Origin of the sequence: Meiothermus rufus DSM 22234 (assembly GCF_000423425.1) — a bacterium.
In the GTDB taxonomy this organism is placed as follows: Bacteria; Deinococcota; Deinococci; order Deinococcales; family Thermaceae; genus Meiothermus; species Meiothermus rufus.
Window position 1 is genome coordinate 19,261 of record NZ_AUHY01000025.1, and the last position, 18,488, is coordinate 37,748.

Genomic DNA, 18,488 nt, shown 5'->3' on the forward strand with positions numbered 1-18,488 from the left:
CCATGGCCCCCTGGCCGGTGTTCAGCGCCGAAGCAAGCGCCAGGCGCTAGGCAGGAGTATGGCCGCAATGGCCGCTTTGATCAGGTCGCCCAGCAGGAAGGGGAGCATTCCGGCCTGCAACACCCCCCAGACCCCGCTGTAGCGCCCGGCCCCGCTCAGGGCAAAGCCCAGCCAGGTAACCCCCACCGCATAGATAAGCAGGCTGGCCAGCAGCATGGCCGCAAAGGTCTTGAGCACGCTGCGGTCGGTACCGTAGCGCTCGACCAGATAGCCCACCGCAAAGGCCGCCAGGGGGAAGGCCAGGAGGTAGCCAGCGGTGAAGGCGATGCGGGGGTGGAACCAGGTGGCCCCCCCGGCGAAAACCGGCAAAACCAGGCCCTCGAGCAAATACACCCCCGCCGCCCAAAAGCCCAGCCGGCTGCCCAGGGCAGCGCCGACCAGCAGTACCCCCAGGGTTTGCAGGGTAAGGGGTACGGGCGTGAAGGGCAGCTTGATCTCCGGCTGGGCCAAGAGAGCGATGAATAGGCTACCCGAAAGCACCAGCAGCAGATCGCGCATCAGGCTGCGCACGGGAAAGAGCGACTTGGACAAAGGTAGATACGGTAGACTCTGGGTTGGGTTCATACAAAACCTCCTTTACAGACTTCCGATCAGGTGGACATCCCCGGCCCCAATGCGATGGAGCCGGCCCTCGCTTTCCAAAAGCAGCGAGCCGTCGGGGGCGATGCCCTGAGCCTGGCCTTGCACCTCCCCTTCTGGGGTGGTCACCCGTACCAGCCGCCCCAGGGTGTAGCTCTGGGCCCGATAGTCGCGCAACACCCCCTCGAGGTCGCCCGAAAGCTGGGTGTAGCGGGCCTCCAGCCGGGCCAGCAGGTCGGCTAAAAGCTCGACCCGGCTGGCCTCCCTGAACTCTTCCAGAGCGGCTGCCTCGGGCGGCAGGTGGGGGCTGGGGTGAACGTTGAGGCCGATGCCCAACAGCACATAGGCCACCTCTTCCCCGCTCACCTGGGCCTCCAGCAGCACCCCGGCCAGCTTGCGCCCATCGGGGCTTAACAGGTCGTTAGGCCACTTGAGCCCCCCCACCCCGCAGGCCTCCCAGAGGGCCAGCCCCGCCGCCAAAGAGAGCAAGGGCAGGCTCGAGAGGGCCAGCCGGGGGCGCAGCAGGAGGGAGAAGGTCAGGGCAGAGCCGGGCGGGCTGGCCCAGGGCCGCCCCCGCCGCCCCCGGCCTTTCTCCTGGCGCTCGGCCAGCACCACCGCGCCCTCCTCGGCGCCATCCAGGGCCCAGTTCTTGAGCACGTCCTGGGTGCTCTTCACCGTGCCCAAATAGGCATAAAAAGCCCCAAAACGGCCCCTGCGCCGGGCTTCCAGGGCCGCGGGGGTAGGGGTGCCGGGCCGCAGCCGGTAGCCCTTGCCCTTCTGAGTCTCTACCGGGTATCCGGCCCGACGCAGGGTCTCGACCTGCTTCCACACCGCAGCCCGGCTGATGCCGAGCTGCCGGGCCAGGGCTTCGCCGCTCTGGTAGCGGTCGCCCAGGTGGGCCAGCAGCTCGAACACGTCAACCAAAATACCGGTTTCGGGTTGACCAAGCAACCCCGCCGACCGGCTAAGCTAAAAGGGTGCAGCGGTGGATGGCTTTGCTCATAGGCCTGGCCCTGGCGCTGGCCCAGGGGGGCCTGGAGGTACGCTCGGGGCACCGGGCCCCGGTGGGGGCGGTGGCCCTGGGCCCCCAGGGCATGCTGGCCTTAGGGGCCGATGCCTACATCCAGCTCTACCAGGCCGATGGCCGCTGGCTGCGCACCCTGAGCGGCCATAGCGATACCGTCCGTAGCCTGGACTTCGCCCCCGACGGCACCCTGCTGAGCGCCTCGGCCGACGCCACCCTGCGGCTGTGGAACCCCCAGAGGGGGGCCAGCCAAAGGGTCTTGCGGGGCCCGCGCGACCAGGTCTGGGCGGCCCGCTTCAGCCCGGATGGCCAGCGCCTGCTGAGCGGCAGCGCCGATGGGGAGGTGTGGCTGTGGAGCCGCAGCGAAGCGGTGCAGAAACTGAACCTGGGGCGTGGCTGGGTCTATGGGGTGGCCTTCTCCCCCGATGGCCGCCTGGCGGCTGTGGGCGGGCTCGAGGGGGCGCTCTTGTGGAACCCCCGCGAGGGCAGCCGCCTTCCCCTGCTGGCACCGCTTTCCCTAAGGGCCTTGGCCTGGGGCCCGGACGGGCGGCTGGCCACCGGCGACCGCGAGGGACAGATTCAGCTCTGGGACGCCCAGGGCCGCTTCCTGCAACAGTTCACGGCCCATAGCCTGGCGGTGGGGGCGCTGGTCTGGTCAGCGGGGGGCCGGCTCATCAGCGGGGGGCAGGATGGCCGGATAGTCTTTTGGCAAGGGGATAGGCCCCTGCAAAGCCTTCAGACGGCCTCGGTACTGAGCCTGGCCAGCGCCAAAGACCGGCTTCTGAGCGGGCACGACGATGGGCGAGCCCGGCTGTGGAGCAGCTCGGGCCAGCTTCTAAGGACCCTCGAGCCCCCCGCCGCCTCGGTGGCGGCCCTGGCCCACAGCCCCGACGGCAGCCTGCTGGCCAGCGGGGGCTGGGAGGGGGAGGTCTGGCTGTGGAACGCCCAGGGGCGGGTGGTGGCCCGGCTAGCGGGGCCCGGGCTGGAGGTCACCGCCCTAGCCTTTAGCCCGGACGGGCAGTACCTGGCGGTGGGCAGCCGCGAGGGGCGCACCTTCATTTACCAGGTGCCAAGCCAAAGGCGGGTGCAGACCCTGGAGGCCCACGGCAACGGGGTAGGGGCCCTGGCCTTCGCCCCCAACGGACGGGCTTTGGCCAGCGGCGGGCGCGACCGGCTGCTGCGGGTCTGGGACTGGCAAAGCGGGCGCAAGGTGCTCGAGTTCCGCGCCCACGAGGCCCACCTCACCGGCCTGGCCTGGAACCCCGATGGCCGCACCCTGGTGAGCAGCAGCCTGGACGAAACCCTGGCCTGGTGGGCCCTGCGCCCCGAAGGGGTACGGCTGGTGCGCCGGGCGGTGGCCCACGCCCGAGGGGTCTCGAGCCTGGCCCAAAGCCCCGACGGGCGCCTGCTGGCCAGCGCCAGCTTCGACCAGACCCTAAAGCTCTGGGAGGCCCAAAGCGGAACCCTGCTGCGAACCCTGTCCGGGCACACCGAGGCGGTTTTGGCCCTGGCCTTCTCCCCCGATGGCCGGCGGCTGGCTAGCGTGGGCTGGGACAAAACCCTGCGGCTGTGGAATGTGCAGGGAGAGCTTCTACAAACCGTTCCCGGCTTCGTTCGCCCGCTGTACGCGGTGGCCTGGCCGGCGGGGAAAGGGGTTTTGGTGGTGGGTGGGGGCACCCTGCGCCAGGGAGGAACCTTGACCATCCTCCAACAGTAGTCGGCCCTGCCCATTTCTTTCGGCCCTACGGCGAGGCGTTGGGCGAAAAAGGGCCTTTATCCCTCAGCAGAGCGCCACCCGGCAATGACGCGCAAAAGGCTTTGCTTATGATAGGGGCGATGTACGCGTATGGCCTAGGCGTCTACACAGTAGCAAAGGCGATGGCTCGAGTCCTCCTGCAGGCGTTGTTTGGCCTGCGGGTAGAAGGAGCGGAAAAAATTCCCCTGGAGGGGCCGGTTATCCTAGCCTCCAACCACATGTCCTTTTTAGACCCGGTGGTCATGGGAGTAGCCTGCCCGCGGGTGGTGAGCTACATGTCACGCGACGACGTGTTTAAGTACCCTATCCTGCATTGGCTGTTGCCACGGTTGTACGCAATTCCGGTCGCGCGGGGCACCGGCGACCTAGCCGCCATCAAGGCGGCTATCCGGGTTTTGAAAAGCGGCATGGCCTTCGGCATCTTCCCCGAGGGACGGCGCAGCCGCACCGGCCATATCGAGCCCTTTAAGATTGGCACTGCAGCCATCGCCTTGCGCACCGGAGCGCGGATTGTCCCGGCAGCCATCATCGGCAGCGACAAGGCCTGGCCGGTAGGCGGCTGGCCCCGTCTGCGCCGGCCCATCCGGGTTGTCTTTGGCGACCCTATCGAACTACCTCCAGGAAAGACCGACCACCAAACCCTAGAGGAGGTCACTCGTCAGCTCGAGGCTGCTGTAACCGCACTTCTACCACCTGAATACCACAGAAAGCCCACCATTTAGCCTTTCTGTCTTGAGCAGAAGAGGCTTCCGTACTGCTCTGGTGCTTGCAATTTAGATATGGGGTGTGTTACACTCCGTCCTGAAGGGAAAATAAAGGAGGTAAGTACATGGCAAGAGCGACTGCTAAGAAAACCAAGACCAAAGCCGACCTGATTGACCAAGTGGCCGCCTCGACCAGCCTGAAGAAAAAAGACGCCAAGGCTGCCGTGGACGCCTTCCTGGCCAAGGTGGAAGAGGCCCTCAAGGCCGGCAGCAAGGTGCAGCTCACCGGCTTCGGCACCTTTGAGGTGCGCAGCCGCAAAGCCCGCACCGGGGTTAAGCCTGGCACCACACAGAAAATTAAGATTCCCGCTTCCAAGTACCCTGCCTTCAAACCCGGCAAAGCCCTGAAGGAAGCCGTCAAGAAGTAAACGGACAATCCCTTCCTTTAGAGGAGGCCTAGGCCTCCTCTATTGTCCTTTTGGCATAGGCTAACCGAGCCGCAACAAAGGCCGCCACCAGGGGATAGCCAGCAACACCAAAGCCATGCTTAGGCCGTACCAAAGCAGGGTCTGACGATGCTTTTGCAAAGCGTCGGCGGATTTTCTAACCCGGCTGCTGCCCACATGGGCCAAGACCACGGCAAGCAGCATGAGCACCCAGTGCTCGGCAATAAAGAAGCGAACCTGGCTGCTTTTCATCGCCGCCTCCAGGTTGCCCAGCCCACTTTGCACCAGCGGGCTGATGAACATCAGCAGGATTCCCAAAAGCAGTTGCAAATCCATCAGGCCGGTGTATATCTGGCCAAAGCGCCGATCGGCAGGGGTATGAACCCGGCTGCGCAGGCCGCTTAGGGCCCGGTAAAGCAAGTAGACACCCGCCAAAAGCACCAGCCAGCGCAAGATGTTGTGCAGGGATAAAAGCCAGTCGTACATGTCCTTAGCTTAGCGCAAAACCACTTGCTGCAACCGCGGCTCCAGTGGCTCTCCCAGTTTCAGCTTCACACAGTTCATTCCTTTGTCAGGGTCTATTGGGCCAGGAACGGTTCCACTCGGGCAGGTGCTTGAAAACAATGGGGAGGGCCACGCCCAGGGCAAACCAAAGGTAGGCCGCCCCACCCCCAATAGCCCCAGCGGAGAGGGGAAAGGCTAGGGCGCCCAACAGCACCGCGCGGTAGAGGCTGCGGGTCAGCAGGTAGGCCAACCCGAACCAGCCCAACCCCGCCAGCAAAAGCCAGGGATTAACCGCAAAAAGAACCCCTATGGCCGGAGCGACGCCCTTGCCCCCACGGCCCAGCAGCCAAAGCGAATAGGCGTGCCCCACCACCGCTAGAGCCCCCGCCAGGAGGCCTCCTTTGGGGTCTTGGGCTAGGAACTCCCCCAGGGCCACGGCCATAATTCCCTTAACCACGTCCAACACCAACACCATTAGCCCCGGCACCGGGCCCAAAACCCGCCAAGCATTGGTACTACCCAGATTGCCCGACCCCTCGACCAGCAGGTTTTTGCCCTGCAGCAAGCCAAACCAGTAGGCAAAGGGCAGCGAGCCGAAAAAGTACCCCGCCAGCGCTGCGTATAACCACTCCATAGCCCTAAGGCTACCAGGCCGCCTAAGGTGGGTTGGGATTTGAACATTTATACAGGGCTCGCCCTACGGCCTAAACTTTTTCCAGCTTTTTTGCTACAGTAAAAGACGCTCTGGCTGGCTTAACCTCTTCGCGCATCCTTATACGGCAGCCTCGAGCCCCTCTCTCGGTTGTGTTACCCGGGATTTGGCAGTACTCTATGGCTTTGTGTGGGGTCTCTCCCCGCCTTCAGAGGTGAATGAATGAAAATCGTGCTTGCCTACTCCGGCGGTTTGGATACCAGCATCATCTTGCGGTGGCTGATCGAAAACTACCAAGCCGAGGTCATCACCTTTACTGCGGACATCGGCCAGGGGGAAGACCTGGAGGAGATTCGACAAAAGGCCCTACGCACTGGGGCTTCCAAGGCCCATGTCCTGGACTTGCGCGAGGAATTCGTGCGGGACTTTGTCTTTCCCATGCTCCGCTCAGGTGCGCTCTACGAGGGCTACTATCTGTTGGGCACCTCCATTGCCCGGCCCCTGATTGCCAAACACCTGGTGCGCATCGCCCAGGAAGAAGGGGCCGAGGCCATTGCCCACGGGGCTACCGGCAAAGGCAACGACCAGGTGCGCTTCGAGCTTACCGCCTATGCCCTAAAGCCCGAGATTAAGGTCATCGCTCCTTGGCGCGAGTGGAACCTGGTCAGCCGGCCCCAGATGATGGAGTATGCGGCCATGCACGGCATCCCGGTGCCCACTACCCTGGAAAAGCCCTACAGCGTGGACTCCAACCTGCTGCACAACTCTTTTGAAGGGGGGGTGCTGGAAGACCCCTGGGCCGAGCCACCCGCCGGGATGTTCCGCATGACCCAGGACCCCTGGCAGGCCCCCGACCAACCCGAGCTGGTGGAGATAGAACTCGAGGGCGGGGACGTGGTGGCGGTCAATGGCGAGCGCCTCAGCCCAGCCAGTCTGCTGGCCCGGCTCAACGAGATCGGCGGACGGCACGGCATCGGGCGGGTAGACCTGGTGGAAAACCGCTTCGTGGGGATGAAGTCGCGTGGGGTTTACGAGACCCCAGGCGGCACCCTGATCTACCACGCCCGGCGGGCGGTGGAGAGCCTGACGTTAGACCGCGAGGTATTGCGCCAGCGCGACCAGCTAGGCATCAAGTACGCTGAGCTGGTTTACAACGGCTTCTGGTTTGCCCCCGAACGGGAGGCCTTGCAGGTCTACATGGACCACGTGGCCAAAACCGTAAGCGGGACGGTGCGCTTCCGCCTGTACAAGGGCAATATCATCCTGGCCGGGCGCAAGTCGCCCCTCTCGCTCTACGATAAGAGCCTGGTTTCCTTCGACGAGAAGGGCGGGTACAACCAGGCCGACGCCGAGGGCTTCATCAAGCTTAATTCGCTGCGCCTACGGGTACGGGCCAAGGCCCAGCCCAAGGACTAGGAGGGTGTGTTGAGCCGGGATGTGACCCAGAAAACCTGGGGGGGCCGCTTCAGCCAAGCACCCAGCCAGATTGCCCAGGAGTTCAACGCCTCGCTGCGCTTCGACCGGCGGCTGGCGCTGGTGGATATTGAGGGCTCGCTGGCCCATGCGGCGATGCTCGGCCAGCAGGGCATCCTCAGCCCTGAGGAGGCCGAGCAGATTCGTCAGGGGTTGTTGGCTGTGCGCCAGGAAATTCTGGAGGGGCGCTTCCCCTGGCGCGAAGAGCTGGAGGACGTGCATATGAACCTCGAGGCCCGCCTGACCGAGCTGGTAGGCCCGGTGGGGGGCAAGCTGCACACCGCCCGCAGCCGCAACGACCAGGTGGCTACCGACCTGCGCCTGTGGCTGCGGCAGGAGCTGGACGGGGCCCTGGAGGACCTAAAGGCCCTGCGCCGGGTTTTGCTGGCCCAGGCTGAGCGCTACCTCGAGCCCCCCCTCATCCTGCCCGGCTACACCCATCTGCAACGGGCCATGCCCCTCCTGCTTTCCCACTGGTTCATGGCCTACTACGAGATGCTCTCGCGCGATGCTGGCCGGCTTAAGGACGCCCGCGCCCGGCTCAACGAGTCTCCCTTGGGAGCCGCTGCCCTGGCCGGCACCGGCTTCCCCATCGACCGAGAGGCCACGGCCCAGGCCCTCGGCTTCGCACGGCCCATGCGCAACTCACTGGACGCAGTAGGCTCGCGCGACTTTGTACTCGAGGCCTTGGCGGCGCTCACCATCGGCCAGGTCAACCTCTCCCGTCTGGCCGAGGAGATCGTCTTGTACACCACCCTCGAGTTCGGCTTCGCTACCCTGCCCGATGCCTTCTCCACCGGTTCCTCCATCATGCCCCAGAAGAAAAATGCCGACCATGCCGAGCTTATCCGGGCCAAGGCGGGGCGGGTACTGGGTAGCTTCGTCACCTTAGCCACCCTCAGCAAAGGGCTACCCCTGGCCTACAACAAGGATCTACAGGAAGACAAAGAGCCCCTCTTCGACGCCATGGACACCTACCGGGCCTCGCTGCGCCTTCTGGCGGCCATGCTGCCGGGACTGGTATGGCACCCTGAGGCCATGCGCCAGGCTGCGGCCTCGGGCTTTGCCCTGGCTACCGAGCTGGCCGACTACTTAGCCGAGCGCGGCCTGCCCTTCCGCGAGGCCCACCACGTGGTGGGACGTCTGGTGCGCTACTGCCTAGAAGAGCGAAAGGAGCTACACCAGCTCTCCTTGGCCGAGCTACAAAGCTTCCACCCCCTCTTCGCCGAGGACGCCCTGGCCCTGACCCACCTCGAGAGCGCCATCCACCGCCGACGAAGCTACGGAGGAACCGCACCCGAGGCTGTTAGAGAAGCCATAAAGACCGCCAAAGCCGAGTTGGAGGGGGAAGCTTGAAGGGAATCGAACTGGGAACCACCATTCTGCCCAAGGTGCGCTGGGATGCCAACGTGGAGCTGCGCAAGGCCCACATGAGGGATGTAGAGGCTATCTACACCCTGATCAAGTACTGGGCCGAGCGCGGCCTGATGCTGGTACGCAGCCACGACCACCTCTACGAAAACCTGCGCGACTTTTTCGTGCTGGAAGACGAGGACGGGCATATCGTGGGCAGCGGGGCTTTGCACATCCTGTGGCACGACATTGCCGAGGTGCGGGGACTGGCCGTTCACCCCGACCGCCAGGGTCAGGGCTTGGGCCGCTGGCTGGCCCTGGCCGCCGAGCGCGAGGCCAAGGACCTAGGCATCCCCCAGATTTTCGCCTGGACCCTGCAGGTGCGCTTCTTTACCAGCCTGGGCTACCAGGTGACCACCCGTGAGGCCCTGCCGCCTAAGGTTTTCGCCGAGTGCAGCGCCTGCCCCTTCTACGACAACTGCCGCGAAATTGGGGTGACCAAGGTGCTGGATGAAAGGAACGCCTACCGGCGGAGTTAAGCCCGTTAGACAAGCACCTAGGTGTTGGATAAAGGTGCGTCTTCGTTCCGTGCCCTCAAAAGAGAGGTGGCCCCGCCTATCAAGATAGGCGGGGCCACCTAGCTTAGTATTGGGAGAGGCTATCTTCCACTCGTGTCAATCTGAGGAGAGGAGGGCATGTTGAGGGTAGCGCTTTTGCTTCTTATCTTGGCGACAGTTGCTGTCGCCTGCACCCGGGTCTCGGAGTTTGAAAAATCTAATCCCCGGCCATGGGAGGATTCACAAAAGGTGCTGTGGGAAAGAACAGCAGAACAGGTATTGAAGGGTCTGACTGACCCCGACCATCTGCGTCTCCTTGCCGAAGACCTTAGACGAGAACCATACCGCACATACTTTTTGGACGCCAAGGGCCATTTTAGGCAAGACAGGATTCCAAACCTCAAGCTGCACCGAGCAAAAACCCTCCTCGACTGGAGCAAGGAGGCGGCCTTGGAAACCTGGCGCAGGGTTGGCCTTGACCAACCAAAGCCCTGGGAGGTTCTGGCAGCCCAGCGTGAGCTTGCGGACTGGTATGTAGGGGGCCTCTGGGTGCCCGGCATCGGTTACATAGGGGAGGTTTGGGCCCCCGTCTATGGGCTACCCTATGATCCAAGTGGGAATGCCGGGGGATTCACCGCGTGGTTCCACGACTTTAACCCCCCGCTGTCGTCCCTGCCCTATGAGGGGGTCGAGGAGCTTTATTGGCTCCGAATAAGCCTCGAACACACATCCATTCTCACACCGCAGAAAGACCAAACGGGACAGGTGGTGGGCTTCTTGGATGTCAGGACAGGCCGGAGGTATCGAATGGCCGAAGGGGAAGTATCGGTCTCTTCCCAGCAAGATACAACCTATTTCGGGGCAGACCTGGGCGGAAATCCGCTGATTTTCCAGGGAAAGCGCATTCATCTTGTACTCGAGGAGGGCTAATGTATGGGTTGGCTGAACAATCTCCGAATGGCTGGGCTGGCTATTCTGCTCTCCATCGGGCTTTCCCAGGGAAGCTGTGGCGTGCAAATACCAGGTGGCAGTGGTGCCTGCCCCATAACCTCGATGGACCCCAGCTTCATCTCTAGTGCCTCGGTAGGTGTGGTGGGGCCGGGTGTCATCCGAGGGTGTGAGGTTTCCTCCAGAGTGGAGTTCAGAGCCACTGTGCGCGGTGTGTCTGGGCCAAGCCCGGCCCCTGTGTATGCTCGCTTTGGCATTGTTGGCGCTAACTTTAATGGCGCACCTTGCACGGTTTCTTCAACGCAACCCTGGCTGCCCAACTCGAGCTTCTCTGCCAGCACGCTCCCTTGCGCAACACCCAGCAGCGGCACCTACTTTGGCGACCTCATCGTACTAACTCCCGTACTGACCTTCAATGTGCGAAGCACTTTTTGAAAGCTGCTTCAAAGCACTTCAAAACTGCTGGGTTAGAATCAGGAGGGTATGGGCATCCTCTCCGACTACCTTGCAGCCGCCTTAAAACAAGCCAGCTACAAGCCCAGCGAGGGCGGTTTCCTCGAGGCCACCGTACCTGGGCTGACCGGCCTGATGGTGCGGGGGCGCACCTTCGAGGAGTGCCGCGAGCGGCTGCGCGACGAGCTCGAGCTCTACCTGGCCAAAACCCTGCTGGCCCACCAGCCCCTGCCCGAGCTGCCGGGGGCCCCAAACAGCCTGCAGGAGCTGGCCCTGGAGATTCACCCCAGCGAAAGCCTGACCGAGCAGGCCATCCTGCAGACCGTGCGCACCATCCTGGAGGAGGTGCGCTCCCTGCGCCGGGGTGGCCCGGCCCCCGCCCCCAGCCCCCGCCCCCCCGAGGCCAAGCGGCCCTCGTTGCGGCTCTCGGAGTATGTGCAGGAACTGGGCCTGGGCCTCCAGCTAAGCCGCAACGGCCTGAGCGAGGCCGAGGAAAAGACCCTCGAGCGCATTAGCGGCTTCCTGGGCGAGCGCTTCGAGAAGCTACAGGGCCTCTACGAGAAACTCAAGCAGGCTGCCGGCAAGGGCAACGGCGAGTTCCAGTACTCCTTGGCCTCCTTAGCCCAACAGGACATCGGGCTTTCCACCCAGCTTTGCACCTTGCTCAAGGAAGGCGGGCTTTTGAAAAGCTATACCTACAGCTCCAAGCAGCGGCGCATCTACGCTCGGCTGGTGGACGAGGGCAGGGTGCGCAGCTTCATCACCGGGGGCTGGCTCGAGCGCTACGCCCGCCAGGTGGTGCAGCTCGCCCTCCGGCGGCGCAACATCCCCCACGACCTACTGCTGAACCCGGTGCTACTCTACCCCAACGGTGACCGCTTCGAGCTGGACCTGTTGCTGCGTACCCCCAGCCTGATGCTATTGGTGGAGTGCAAAACCGGCGGCTACGAGGAGAACCTCGAGCGCCACCAGCGCATCGCTACCGACCTGCGCATCCCCCCCAAGCAGGTGGTCTACCTGCTTTTGGGGGTACCGGAGAGCACCCTGGACGAGCTAGGCCGGCAGTGGGGCTTCACCTTTGTCAACGAGAAAACCCTGGGCGAGTATCTGGAAAAGCTGCTGGGCTGAGGGGGCTGTATATAAATGCAAAAAGCCAGTATATTGTTTATTCGAGTGTGAGGATGGGCATGAAAGAGCGTGCAGTGCTGGTTCTGGAAGATGGCACCACCTACCACGGTTACGCCTTCGGGTACCGCGGCAAAAACGTGGGCGAGGTGGTCTTCAACACCGCCCAGACCGGCTACCAGGAAATCCTGACCGACCCCAGCTACAACGGGCAGATTGTGGTGATGACCTATCCCCACCAGGGTAACTACGGGGTGAACGTCTTCGATATGGAAAGCAACCGCCCCTGGGTGCGCGGTTTTGTGGCCCGGGAGTTCAGCAAGTACGCCGCCGGTTCCCGGGCCCAGCAGAGCCTGGAAGAGTTCATGCGCGAGACGGGCGTGATTGGCCTTGAGGGCATTGATACCCGTGCTTTGGTGCGCAAAATTCGCGAGGGTGGGGTGATGAAGGGGGTGATTGCCCACGCCAGCCACCTTGGCTCGCCCGACTACCGCTTTACCCCCGACGACCTGGCCGCCCTGCGCGAGGAGGCCCGCCGCTGGACTGACATCGACGGACGGGATATGACCCCCGAGGTCTCCACGCCTCTGCCCTACCAGTTCCCCACCTTCCGGGGCCGGCGCAGGGTGGTGGTGATGGACTTCGGCATCAAACACGCCCAGATGCGCTACATGGCCGAGATGGGCTGCGAGCTGATCGTGGTACCCGGCAAAACCAGCCCTGCCCAGATCATGGCCTTGGAACCCCATGGCCTCTTCGTCTCCAACGGCCCCGGCGACCCCAGCATGCCCCGCTACGCCCACGAGACCCTCTGGAAGCTGATGGGGCTTCTGCCCACCTTTGGCATCTGCCTGGGCCACCAGCTCTTGGGCCTGGCCGCTGGAGGGCGCACTTTCAAGCTCAAGTTCGGCCACCGCGGGGCCAACCACCCGGTCAAGAACCTGCTTACCGGCAAGATCGAGATCACCAGCCAGAACCACGGCTATGCGGTAGACCCCGACTCGCTCAAGGAGTTCCGGCCCACCCACATCAACCTGAACGATGGCACCTTGGAAGGTATGGCCCACCAGCGCTACCCAGTCTTCAGCGTGCAGTACCACCCCGAGGCCTGCCCTGGGCCGCACGACTCGCTCTACCTTTTCCGCCGCTTCTTGGAGGAGGTGGATGCCTTCAACGGTCTGACCGGCGCCCCGGTGGAGAAGCAGCGGGTGGGCAGCTTAGGTATCTAACCCCGCCCAAACTCGAGGAGTTCCACGCTGGCCCCGCCAACACTGCCCTCGCTTACCTGTTTGACCACGCCCACTCCCTCAGCAAACCAGTAGGTGGCCCGGCCCTCCAAACGGATGCCGAACTCCCCCTTGAAGCTGGCCTCTACCCGCAGGGCCTCAAAACGCCCCGCCGGGACGCTCACCCATTCCTTGGCCACAATGCGGTTGTCCACCTCGAGGTGGCCGCTCAGATCGAAAAAAGCCACCCGCCCCCTAAGCTCGTAGCGGTAGCGCCAGCGCCCTCCCACCCGCCATACCTCCGCAGCAGGGATAACTACACCTACCAGCCGAGTTATCCGTGCCTGCCCTCCCGGAATGGGCTGCTCACCCGCTGGCAAGACCTGTAGCCCCGTAGGGGTGCAGCGCCACTCCACTGCCTCGCTGCGGTTGGCAAACTGGCGGCGCTCGAGCAGGGCCGAGGGCCCCAGCGGGCTGAAGCTCTGGGTATAGACCTCCTGGCTGGCCAGGTTGCGGTAGCGCCAGCGCAGGCTGGGGTCGGTGGGGTAAAAAGGGTTAGCGCAGGGACTGGTCAGGGCCAGGCTGCCCAGCCAAACCAGGGCAATGCTCCCCCAGCGCCGCATATGCTTAGTCTGGGTCTTCCGCACAAAGCCAATGTGAAGCGGGCCTACACAAAGGTGCTGGTCAAGGCCGACCCCCTTTTGGCCCCTGGCCCTATACAATACCCCAATGCACCACACCCTAAAGCCCCAGGTATGGCAACCCCATCCCACCAGCCCCGGCCACACCGTGGTCGGGGAGGTACTGGTCTATGAGGATTTACACAGCCCCCAACTGGGAAACAAGCGCGATATCCTGGTGTATCTTCCGCCCTCTTACCGCAAGAGCAACCGGCGCTACCCGGTGCTTTATATGCACGATGGACAAAACCTCTTCGACCAGGCCACCAGCTATGTGGGGGAGTGGCAGGTAGATGAAAGCATGGAACAGCTCGCCCAGGAGGGCCTCGAGGTCATCGTGGTGGGCATCCCTAACCAAGGCGCTGAGCGCCTAAACGAGTACAGCCCCTTCCCCGACCCCCGGCATGGCGGGGGCAAGGGGGCGCGTTACCTGCGCTTTTTGGTGGAAACGGTCAAACCGCTGATAGACCGCTCCTTCCGCACCCGGCCTGAGCGCGAGCACACCGGGATAGCGGGCTCCTCCATGGGAGGCTTTATCAGCCTGTGCGCCTACTACCTTCACCCTCAGGTGTTCGGCAAGGTGGGGACGGTGAGCCCGGCCTTTTGGTTTGCCGACGGGGCCATCTATCCCTTTGTGGCGCAGGCCCTGCAGGTGCCGGGCCGGCTCTACATGGACGTGGGCCGCTGCGAGCTGACCCTCTCCCAAATCAGCAGCCAGCGCTATCTGGAAGGGGTACGGCGGATGCACCGCTTACTGTTGCAAAAAGGCTGGCAGCCCGGCCTGAACTACCTCTACCTGGAGGACGCCCAGGGCGCGCACCACGAGGCCCACTGGGCCCGGCGCTTTCCCGCTATGATGCGCTTTTTGTTTGGCTAGGCAAGGGCCTGCACTACCCGGGCCATACGCTCTAGGGCTTCTTGCAGCAGGTCTCGGCTGGTGGCGAAGTTCAGGCGCAACCAGCCCTGGTACTGATGCCCAAACATCTGACCATCGTTGAGGCCCAGCTTAGCCTGCTCCAGCATCACCTGGTGGGCCCGTGGCCCAAAGGTAGCTGAGAAGTCGAACCAGGCCAGGTAGGTAGCTTCCGGGGGCCAGTAGCCCACCTGGGGCAGGTGTTGCTGCACAAAGGCGGTAATGAGGTCGCGGTTGCCCCGCAGGTAGGCGCGCACCTCCTCTAACCAGGCCTGGCCGTGCTCCAGAGCTGCCCGCCAGGCGGCCATGGCCAGCACGTTGGGGTGCCCCCCCAGGCCTTTGAGTACCCTGGCCAGAGCAGCCAGAATCTGGGGGTTGTGGCTGATGGCCACCCCACCCCCCAGTCCGGCAGTGTTGTAGGCCTTGCAGGGGCCGGTCAAGGTGACGGTGCGCTGGGCGATCTCGGGGCCCAGCGAGGCAAGGGGAATGTGCCTTCCTTCGTAGATAAGGTCGGCCCAAAGTTCGTCCGACATTACCCACAAGCGGTGGCGCAGGGCAAACTCAGCCAGTCTTTCCAGCTCGTCGCGGCGGAAGACGCGCCCGGTGGGGTTTTGCGGGTTGCACAGCAGCAACAGCCGGGTGCGGGGGGTCACCAGGCTTTCCAGTTGGTCGAAATCAATAGCCCAGCCCTGAGGGGTGCGTTGCAGGGGGTTATACCGGGCGACGCGGTGGTGCTCCTGCAAGGCATTCAGAAAGGGATGATAGACCGGAACCTGGGTAATCACCTCGTCGCCGGGGCTGCTCAGGGCCAGCACGCTGGCGTAAATCCCCGGCACCACCGAGGTGGTGAGCAGCAGGTTGTCCGGGGTCAGGCCCTTCAGACCACGGGCCTCCTGCTGCTGGAGGATGCTTTGCAAGAGGGCAGGATCGCCTTTCATCTGAGGGTAGCCCACCCGCTCTTGCAAGCGCTCGAGGACGCCCTGGACGATGGCTGGGGCGATGGGAAAATCCATATCGGCCACCCACATGGGCAGCACATCCTCGGGAAAGAAGTGCCATTTGAGGCTGTAGCCGTAGGGGTCGCGCAGGGTGGAAGGAGTCAGGTCGTCGAGCCGCATGGCCCAAGCTTATCGCTTGGGTAAGCCCCTGGGCTACTGGGCATCGGGTTGCGTGGTGTGGGCTGGGATGATGACGTCCTCGAGCCCTTCTTCTAGCACCACCTGGTTGCGGCCTGCCGCTTTAGCCCGATACATGGCCTCGTCGGCCCGGCTCAGCAGTGCGGCCACACTATCGCCCTCACGGTAGCAGGCCACCCCTAGGCTGAGGGTGACCGGCACCCCGGCCATGGGGGCCTCGCGCACCGCCTCGAGCAGACGCCAGGCCAGGTGCTGGGCCTGGTGCAGGTCGGTCTCCGGGGCCAGCACCAAGAATTCCTCGCCGCCCCAGCGGGCCAACGTGTCGCTCTCCCGTAGGTGCTGCTGCAGGCGCAGGGCAACCTCGCGCAAAACCTGGTCGCCTACCGAGTGGCCGTAGGTGTCGTTTACATTTTTGAAGTGGTCGAGGTCGGCTAGCAAAAGGGCAAAGGGGCGGTTGTAGCGCCGGGCCCACTCCAGTTCGGCCTCGAGCCGGGCCTGCATGGCCCGCCGGTTGGTGGTGCTGGTCAGGGCATCGGTGTGGGCCAACTGGTGCATCTGGGCGTAGTGGCGCCGCAAATAAGCGAAAATGTAAAGCAGCAGCACATAGGCCAGGTTGGAAAAAGTGAACTGCATCGCGGTATTGACGGCAGAAACCCCCAGAGGGGGGCTTTGCCAGACCCCCACCACCCCCACCAATAGGCCCAGTCCCAAGTAGCCTACGGAAAAAAACAAAGCATGGCGACGCCTAAAGAGCACAAAGGCCATCAGGTAGACCATAGGGAACCATAGCAGGGCCGGGGTAAGGCCGTTGCGCTGGTGCAACATGTAAGCGGCCTCGTAGTAAACGCTCAGAATTTCGTACAAAGCGATGATGCCCAAAGCGATCTGCCAAACCAGGCGGATGCTCTGGGGGTTACGCCAGAGGTAAAACTCCAGCCCTAGAAACCCCAAGGCCATGGGCCAGAGCAGATAGCGGTCGGGAAAGGAAAGGTGCCCAACTACAACCGATAGGCTCCAGGCGGTCAGGGCGGCCACACTTCCCATAGGCAAAAGCCAGAGGGTAAGGCGCAGGCGCAGCCCCTCGAGGGGGTCAGCCACCTCTAGGGTGGCGTAGGGATCGGGCAGGTGGCTGCGGCGTAAGGGCATATGGAAAGGGTAAAACTACTTTACCATCAACGCTGGTTATCTTTATTTTCGATCAGGTAATCGGCTGCTGCCCAGCCAATCCCGCGCCCACCGGCCATGGTCCACCCCTTCAGGTTTAGTTCCCAAAGCTATTTCGTCAACTTTTGCTAGGCTGAAGCCATGTTGGAAAGAGACTGGTGGCAGATGGGCCTGCGGGTGGCCGGCCTGGACGAGGCCGGGCGCGGCGCTCTGGCCGGGCCGGTCACAGCAGCCGCAGTGGTGCTACCCCCTTGCCTAGAGGGCTACCCCTTCCGCGACTCCAAGACCCTCAGCCCCCCGCAGCGAGCGGCGCTGGCCCAGGAGATTCGCCAGGTAGCCCTGGCCTGGGGCGTGGGGTGGGCTGAAGCAACAGAGATAGACCGGCTGGGCATCCTCAAGGCCACCTACCTGGCCGCCACCCGGGCCCTGGCCCAGCTGGGCCTTCGCCCTCAGGCCCTGCTCACCGACTATTTGCGCTGGCAGGCCGAATGGCAACCCTACCTGGAGGCCTCCTTTCTCTTCCGCGCTCCGCCCAAGGCCGACCAAAATAGCCCCAGCGTGGCCGCGGCCAGCATCCTGGCTAAGGTGGCGCGAGACGAGCACATGCGGCAGCTCGAGCAGCAGTATCCGGGCTACGGCTTTGCCCAGCACAAGGGCTACGGCACCCCCGCTCACCTGAAAGCCCTAGAGGAGCTGGGCCCCTGCCCCCAACACCGGCGCAGCTTCGCTCCCCTAATCCAAAGGCCACTTTTGAGCCTTTCTTGAGCCAGGGGCCATCTGCCAGGGCCGTGCGCTAAAATGCGAGGCGTCATGGGTAGGTATGTCCTGTTTTTGGCTTTACTAGCGGGCCTGCTCGCGGGCTGTGTTCCGGGAACGCGCTCGAGCCTAAGCGTGGGCCTGCGCTTTGGGCTGGAGCTAAGCCCCGTCATCACCCGCTTTGAGCCCGACCGAGGGCCAGGCGCCAGCTACCGGGTAGGCGAAAGTGTGCGCTTTGTGGTGAGCCTGACCCGCCCTGGCTACCTCACCCTGGTCGGCCTCGACCCCGATGGGGTGGCCTACGAGTTCGACCGGCTCTACCTTAACCCCGGCACCCACCTGCTTTCTGGGCCTCCCGGCTACCGCTACGAGCTGCGCCCCCCGCTGGGCTTGCAACGGGTGCGGGCTATTTATACCGATACCCCCTATCCTGCTAGCTTGGTCTTTCGCGGTGTCTACACCCTCCAAGGCTTGGATCAGCAAACCTCGATCTACATTCAGCAAAGCGGCTCGAGGGTGCGCGACGTAGCTGAAACCTTCTTCTATATTCGCTAGAGTTCTAGCCTTTTCCAAACAAAAGCTGCTGGCCGCTCGAGCGATGTAAAGGGCTGGCATTCTGGTTTTGCAAAACCATTTTTTGCATTGGGTACAAACTTCCTACGAGGGTGCCCTGAACCCGGACAAACACATGTGAGACTCTAAGCTGGGATAAAAAGAGGGGAACCAACCAAGAAAGGAGGTTCCCCAGGTGCAGTTTACCACCGTTGGCCGAGAGATATGGCAAGGCGCTAGACAAGCACAGAGGCTGGCCGAGGCCAAAGCAGGCGACCCAGAGGTCAAGGAACGTCTGCGCAAGCTCCGACTGGTCAAAGCCCTGCGTGAAAGTAAAAAGAGCTGGAAGGAGATCCAGGACCTGGTCGGGATCAGCCGGGCCACCTACCACCGCTGGAAAAAAGCCCTAAAAGAAAAGGGCCTGGCC

General features: G+C 63.4%; 20 protein-coding genes. 13 read left to right on the forward strand and 7 right to left on the reverse strand.

Features of this window, described 5'->3' with window-relative positions:
* Nucleotides 1–21: 21 nt before the first annotated feature.
* A complete protein-coding gene (locus G552_RS0106120) occupies nt 22–624 on the reverse strand; it encodes a biotin transporter BioY (protein WP_027882229.1) in 603 nt (200 codons plus the stop codon).
* A gap of 12 nt (nt 625–636) precedes the next feature.
* A complete protein-coding gene (locus G552_RS0106125; protein ID WP_036270385.1) occupies nt 637–1,554 on the reverse strand; it encodes a biotin--[acetyl-CoA-carboxylase] ligase in 918 nt (305 codons plus the stop codon).
* A gap of 62 nt (nt 1,555–1,616) precedes the next feature.
* Between G552_RS0106125 and G552_RS0106130 the strand changes: the two genes are divergently transcribed.
* The 3 genes from G552_RS0106130 (at nt 1,617) to G552_RS0106140 (ending at nt 4,551) form a co-directional block, all read left to right on the forward strand.
* Complete coding sequence (locus G552_RS0106130; RefSeq protein ID WP_245575132.1) at nt 1,617–3,380, forward strand: WD40 repeat domain-containing protein; 1,764 nt, start codon at nt 1,617–1,619, stop codon at nt 3,378–3,380.
* A 119-nt stretch (nt 3,381–3,499) separates the two neighbouring features.
* Nucleotides 3,500–4,141, forward strand: coding sequence for a lysophospholipid acyltransferase family protein (locus tag G552_RS0106135; RefSeq protein ID WP_027882232.1), 642 nt, complete (start codon nt 3,500–3,502; stop codon nt 4,139–4,141).
* 107 nt (nt 4,142–4,248) lie between these two features.
* The gene (locus G552_RS0106140) at nt 4,249–4,551 is read left to right on the forward strand and encodes an HU family DNA-binding protein (protein ID WP_027882233.1); all 303 of its coding nucleotides are present in this window, start codon (nt 4,249–4,251) and stop codon (nt 4,549–4,551) included.
* Between the two features lie 60 nt (nt 4,552–4,611).
* Here G552_RS0106140 and G552_RS0106145 read toward each other — a convergent pair whose 3' ends face one another.
* Both G552_RS0106145 and G552_RS0106150 read right to left on the reverse strand, forming a co-directional pair.
* Complete coding sequence (locus G552_RS0106145; protein ID WP_027882234.1) at nt 4,612–5,055, reverse strand: hypothetical protein; 444 nt, start codon at nt 5,053–5,055, stop codon at nt 4,612–4,614.
* Between the two features lie 85 nt (nt 5,056–5,140).
* A complete protein-coding gene (locus G552_RS0106150; RefSeq protein ID WP_027882235.1) occupies nt 5,141–5,707 on the reverse strand; it encodes a glycerol-3-phosphate acyltransferase in 567 nt (188 codons plus the stop codon).
* A 240-nt stretch (nt 5,708–5,947) separates the two neighbouring features.
* Between G552_RS0106150 and G552_RS0106155 the strand changes: the two genes are divergently transcribed.
* The 6 genes from G552_RS0106155 to carA all read left to right on the forward strand — a co-directional run bounded on the left by G552_RS0106155 (nt 5,948) and on the right by carA (nt 12,863).
* Nucleotides 5,948–7,141, forward strand: a complete 1,194-nt coding sequence (locus G552_RS0106155; RefSeq protein WP_027882236.1) for an argininosuccinate synthase — start codon at nt 5,948–5,950, stop codon at nt 7,139–7,141.
* A gap of 21 nt (nt 7,142–7,162) precedes the next feature.
* The gene (gene argH / locus G552_RS0106160) at nt 7,163–8,554 is read left to right on the forward strand and encodes an argininosuccinate lyase (protein ID WP_156890686.1); all 1,392 of its coding nucleotides are present in this window, start codon (nt 7,163–7,165) and stop codon (nt 8,552–8,554) included.
* Nucleotides 8,551–9,090, forward strand: coding sequence for an N-acetyltransferase (locus tag G552_RS0106165; RefSeq protein WP_027882238.1), 540 nt, complete (start codon nt 8,551–8,553; stop codon nt 9,088–9,090). Before argH ends, G552_RS0106165 begins: the two co-directional genes overlap by 4 nt.
* Before the next feature lie 156 nt (nt 9,091–9,246).
* Nucleotides 9,247–10,038 carry a hypothetical protein gene (locus G552_RS0106170; protein WP_156890685.1) on the forward strand — a complete coding sequence of 264 codons (792 nt, stop codon included), beginning with the start codon at nt 9,247–9,249 and terminating at the stop codon, nt 10,036–10,038.
* Between the two features lie 501 nt (nt 10,039–10,539).
* Nucleotides 10,540–11,637, forward strand: coding sequence for a hypothetical protein (locus G552_RS0106175; protein WP_027882240.1), 1,098 nt, complete (start codon nt 10,540–10,542; stop codon nt 11,635–11,637).
* Between the two features lie 59 nt (nt 11,638–11,696).
* Nucleotides 11,697–12,863 carry a glutamine-hydrolyzing carbamoyl-phosphate synthase small subunit gene (gene carA / locus G552_RS0106180; RefSeq protein ID WP_027882241.1) on the forward strand — a complete coding sequence of 389 codons (1,167 nt, stop codon included), beginning with the start codon at nt 11,697–11,699 and terminating at the stop codon, nt 12,861–12,863.
* On the opposite strand, the gene G552_RS0106185 is transcribed toward carA, so the two are convergent.
* On the reverse strand, nt 12,860–13,483 hold the full coding sequence (locus G552_RS0106185) for a TapB family protein (protein ID WP_027882242.1): 624 nt from the start codon (nt 13,481–13,483) through the stop codon (nt 12,860–12,862). The two genes, carA and G552_RS0106185, sit on opposite strands and share 4 nt — an antisense overlap.
* 106 nt (nt 13,484–13,589) lie before the next feature.
* On the opposite strand from G552_RS0106185, the gene G552_RS0106190 reads away from it, so the two are divergent.
* A complete protein-coding gene (locus G552_RS0106190) occupies nt 13,590–14,417 on the forward strand; it encodes an alpha/beta hydrolase (protein WP_027882243.1) in 828 nt (275 codons plus the stop codon).
* Here G552_RS0106190 and G552_RS0106195 read toward each other — a convergent pair.
* Complete coding sequence (locus tag G552_RS0106195) at nt 14,414–15,571, reverse strand: MalY/PatB family protein (protein WP_027882244.1); 1,158 nt, start codon at nt 15,569–15,571, stop codon at nt 14,414–14,416. The genes G552_RS0106190 and G552_RS0106195 overlap by 4 nt on opposite strands.
* 33 nt (nt 15,572–15,604) lie before the next feature.
* On the reverse strand, nt 15,605–16,735 hold the full coding sequence (locus tag G552_RS0106200; protein ID WP_036270381.1) for a GGDEF domain-containing protein: 1,131 nt from the start codon (nt 16,733–16,735) through the stop codon (nt 15,605–15,607).
* A gap of 159 nt (nt 16,736–16,894) precedes the next feature.
* Here G552_RS0106200 and G552_RS0106205 point away from each other — a divergent pair, with 159 nt between their 5' ends.
* The 3 genes from G552_RS0106205 to G552_RS14905 form a co-directional block, all read left to right on the forward strand.
* Complete coding sequence (locus G552_RS0106205) at nt 16,895–17,518, forward strand: ribonuclease HII (protein WP_027882246.1); 624 nt, start codon at nt 16,895–16,897, stop codon at nt 17,516–17,518.
* Between the two features lie 45 nt (nt 17,519–17,563).
* The gene (locus G552_RS0106210; RefSeq protein WP_027882247.1) at nt 17,564–18,064 is read left to right on the forward strand and encodes a DUF4384 domain-containing protein; all 501 of its coding nucleotides are present in this window, start codon (nt 17,564–17,566) and stop codon (nt 18,062–18,064) included.
* A 193-nt stretch (nt 18,065–18,257) separates the two neighbouring features.
* A partial coding sequence (locus tag G552_RS14905) for a helix-turn-helix domain-containing protein (RefSeq protein WP_169447873.1) occupies nt 18,258–18,488 on the forward strand: 231 nt, incomplete at its 3' end.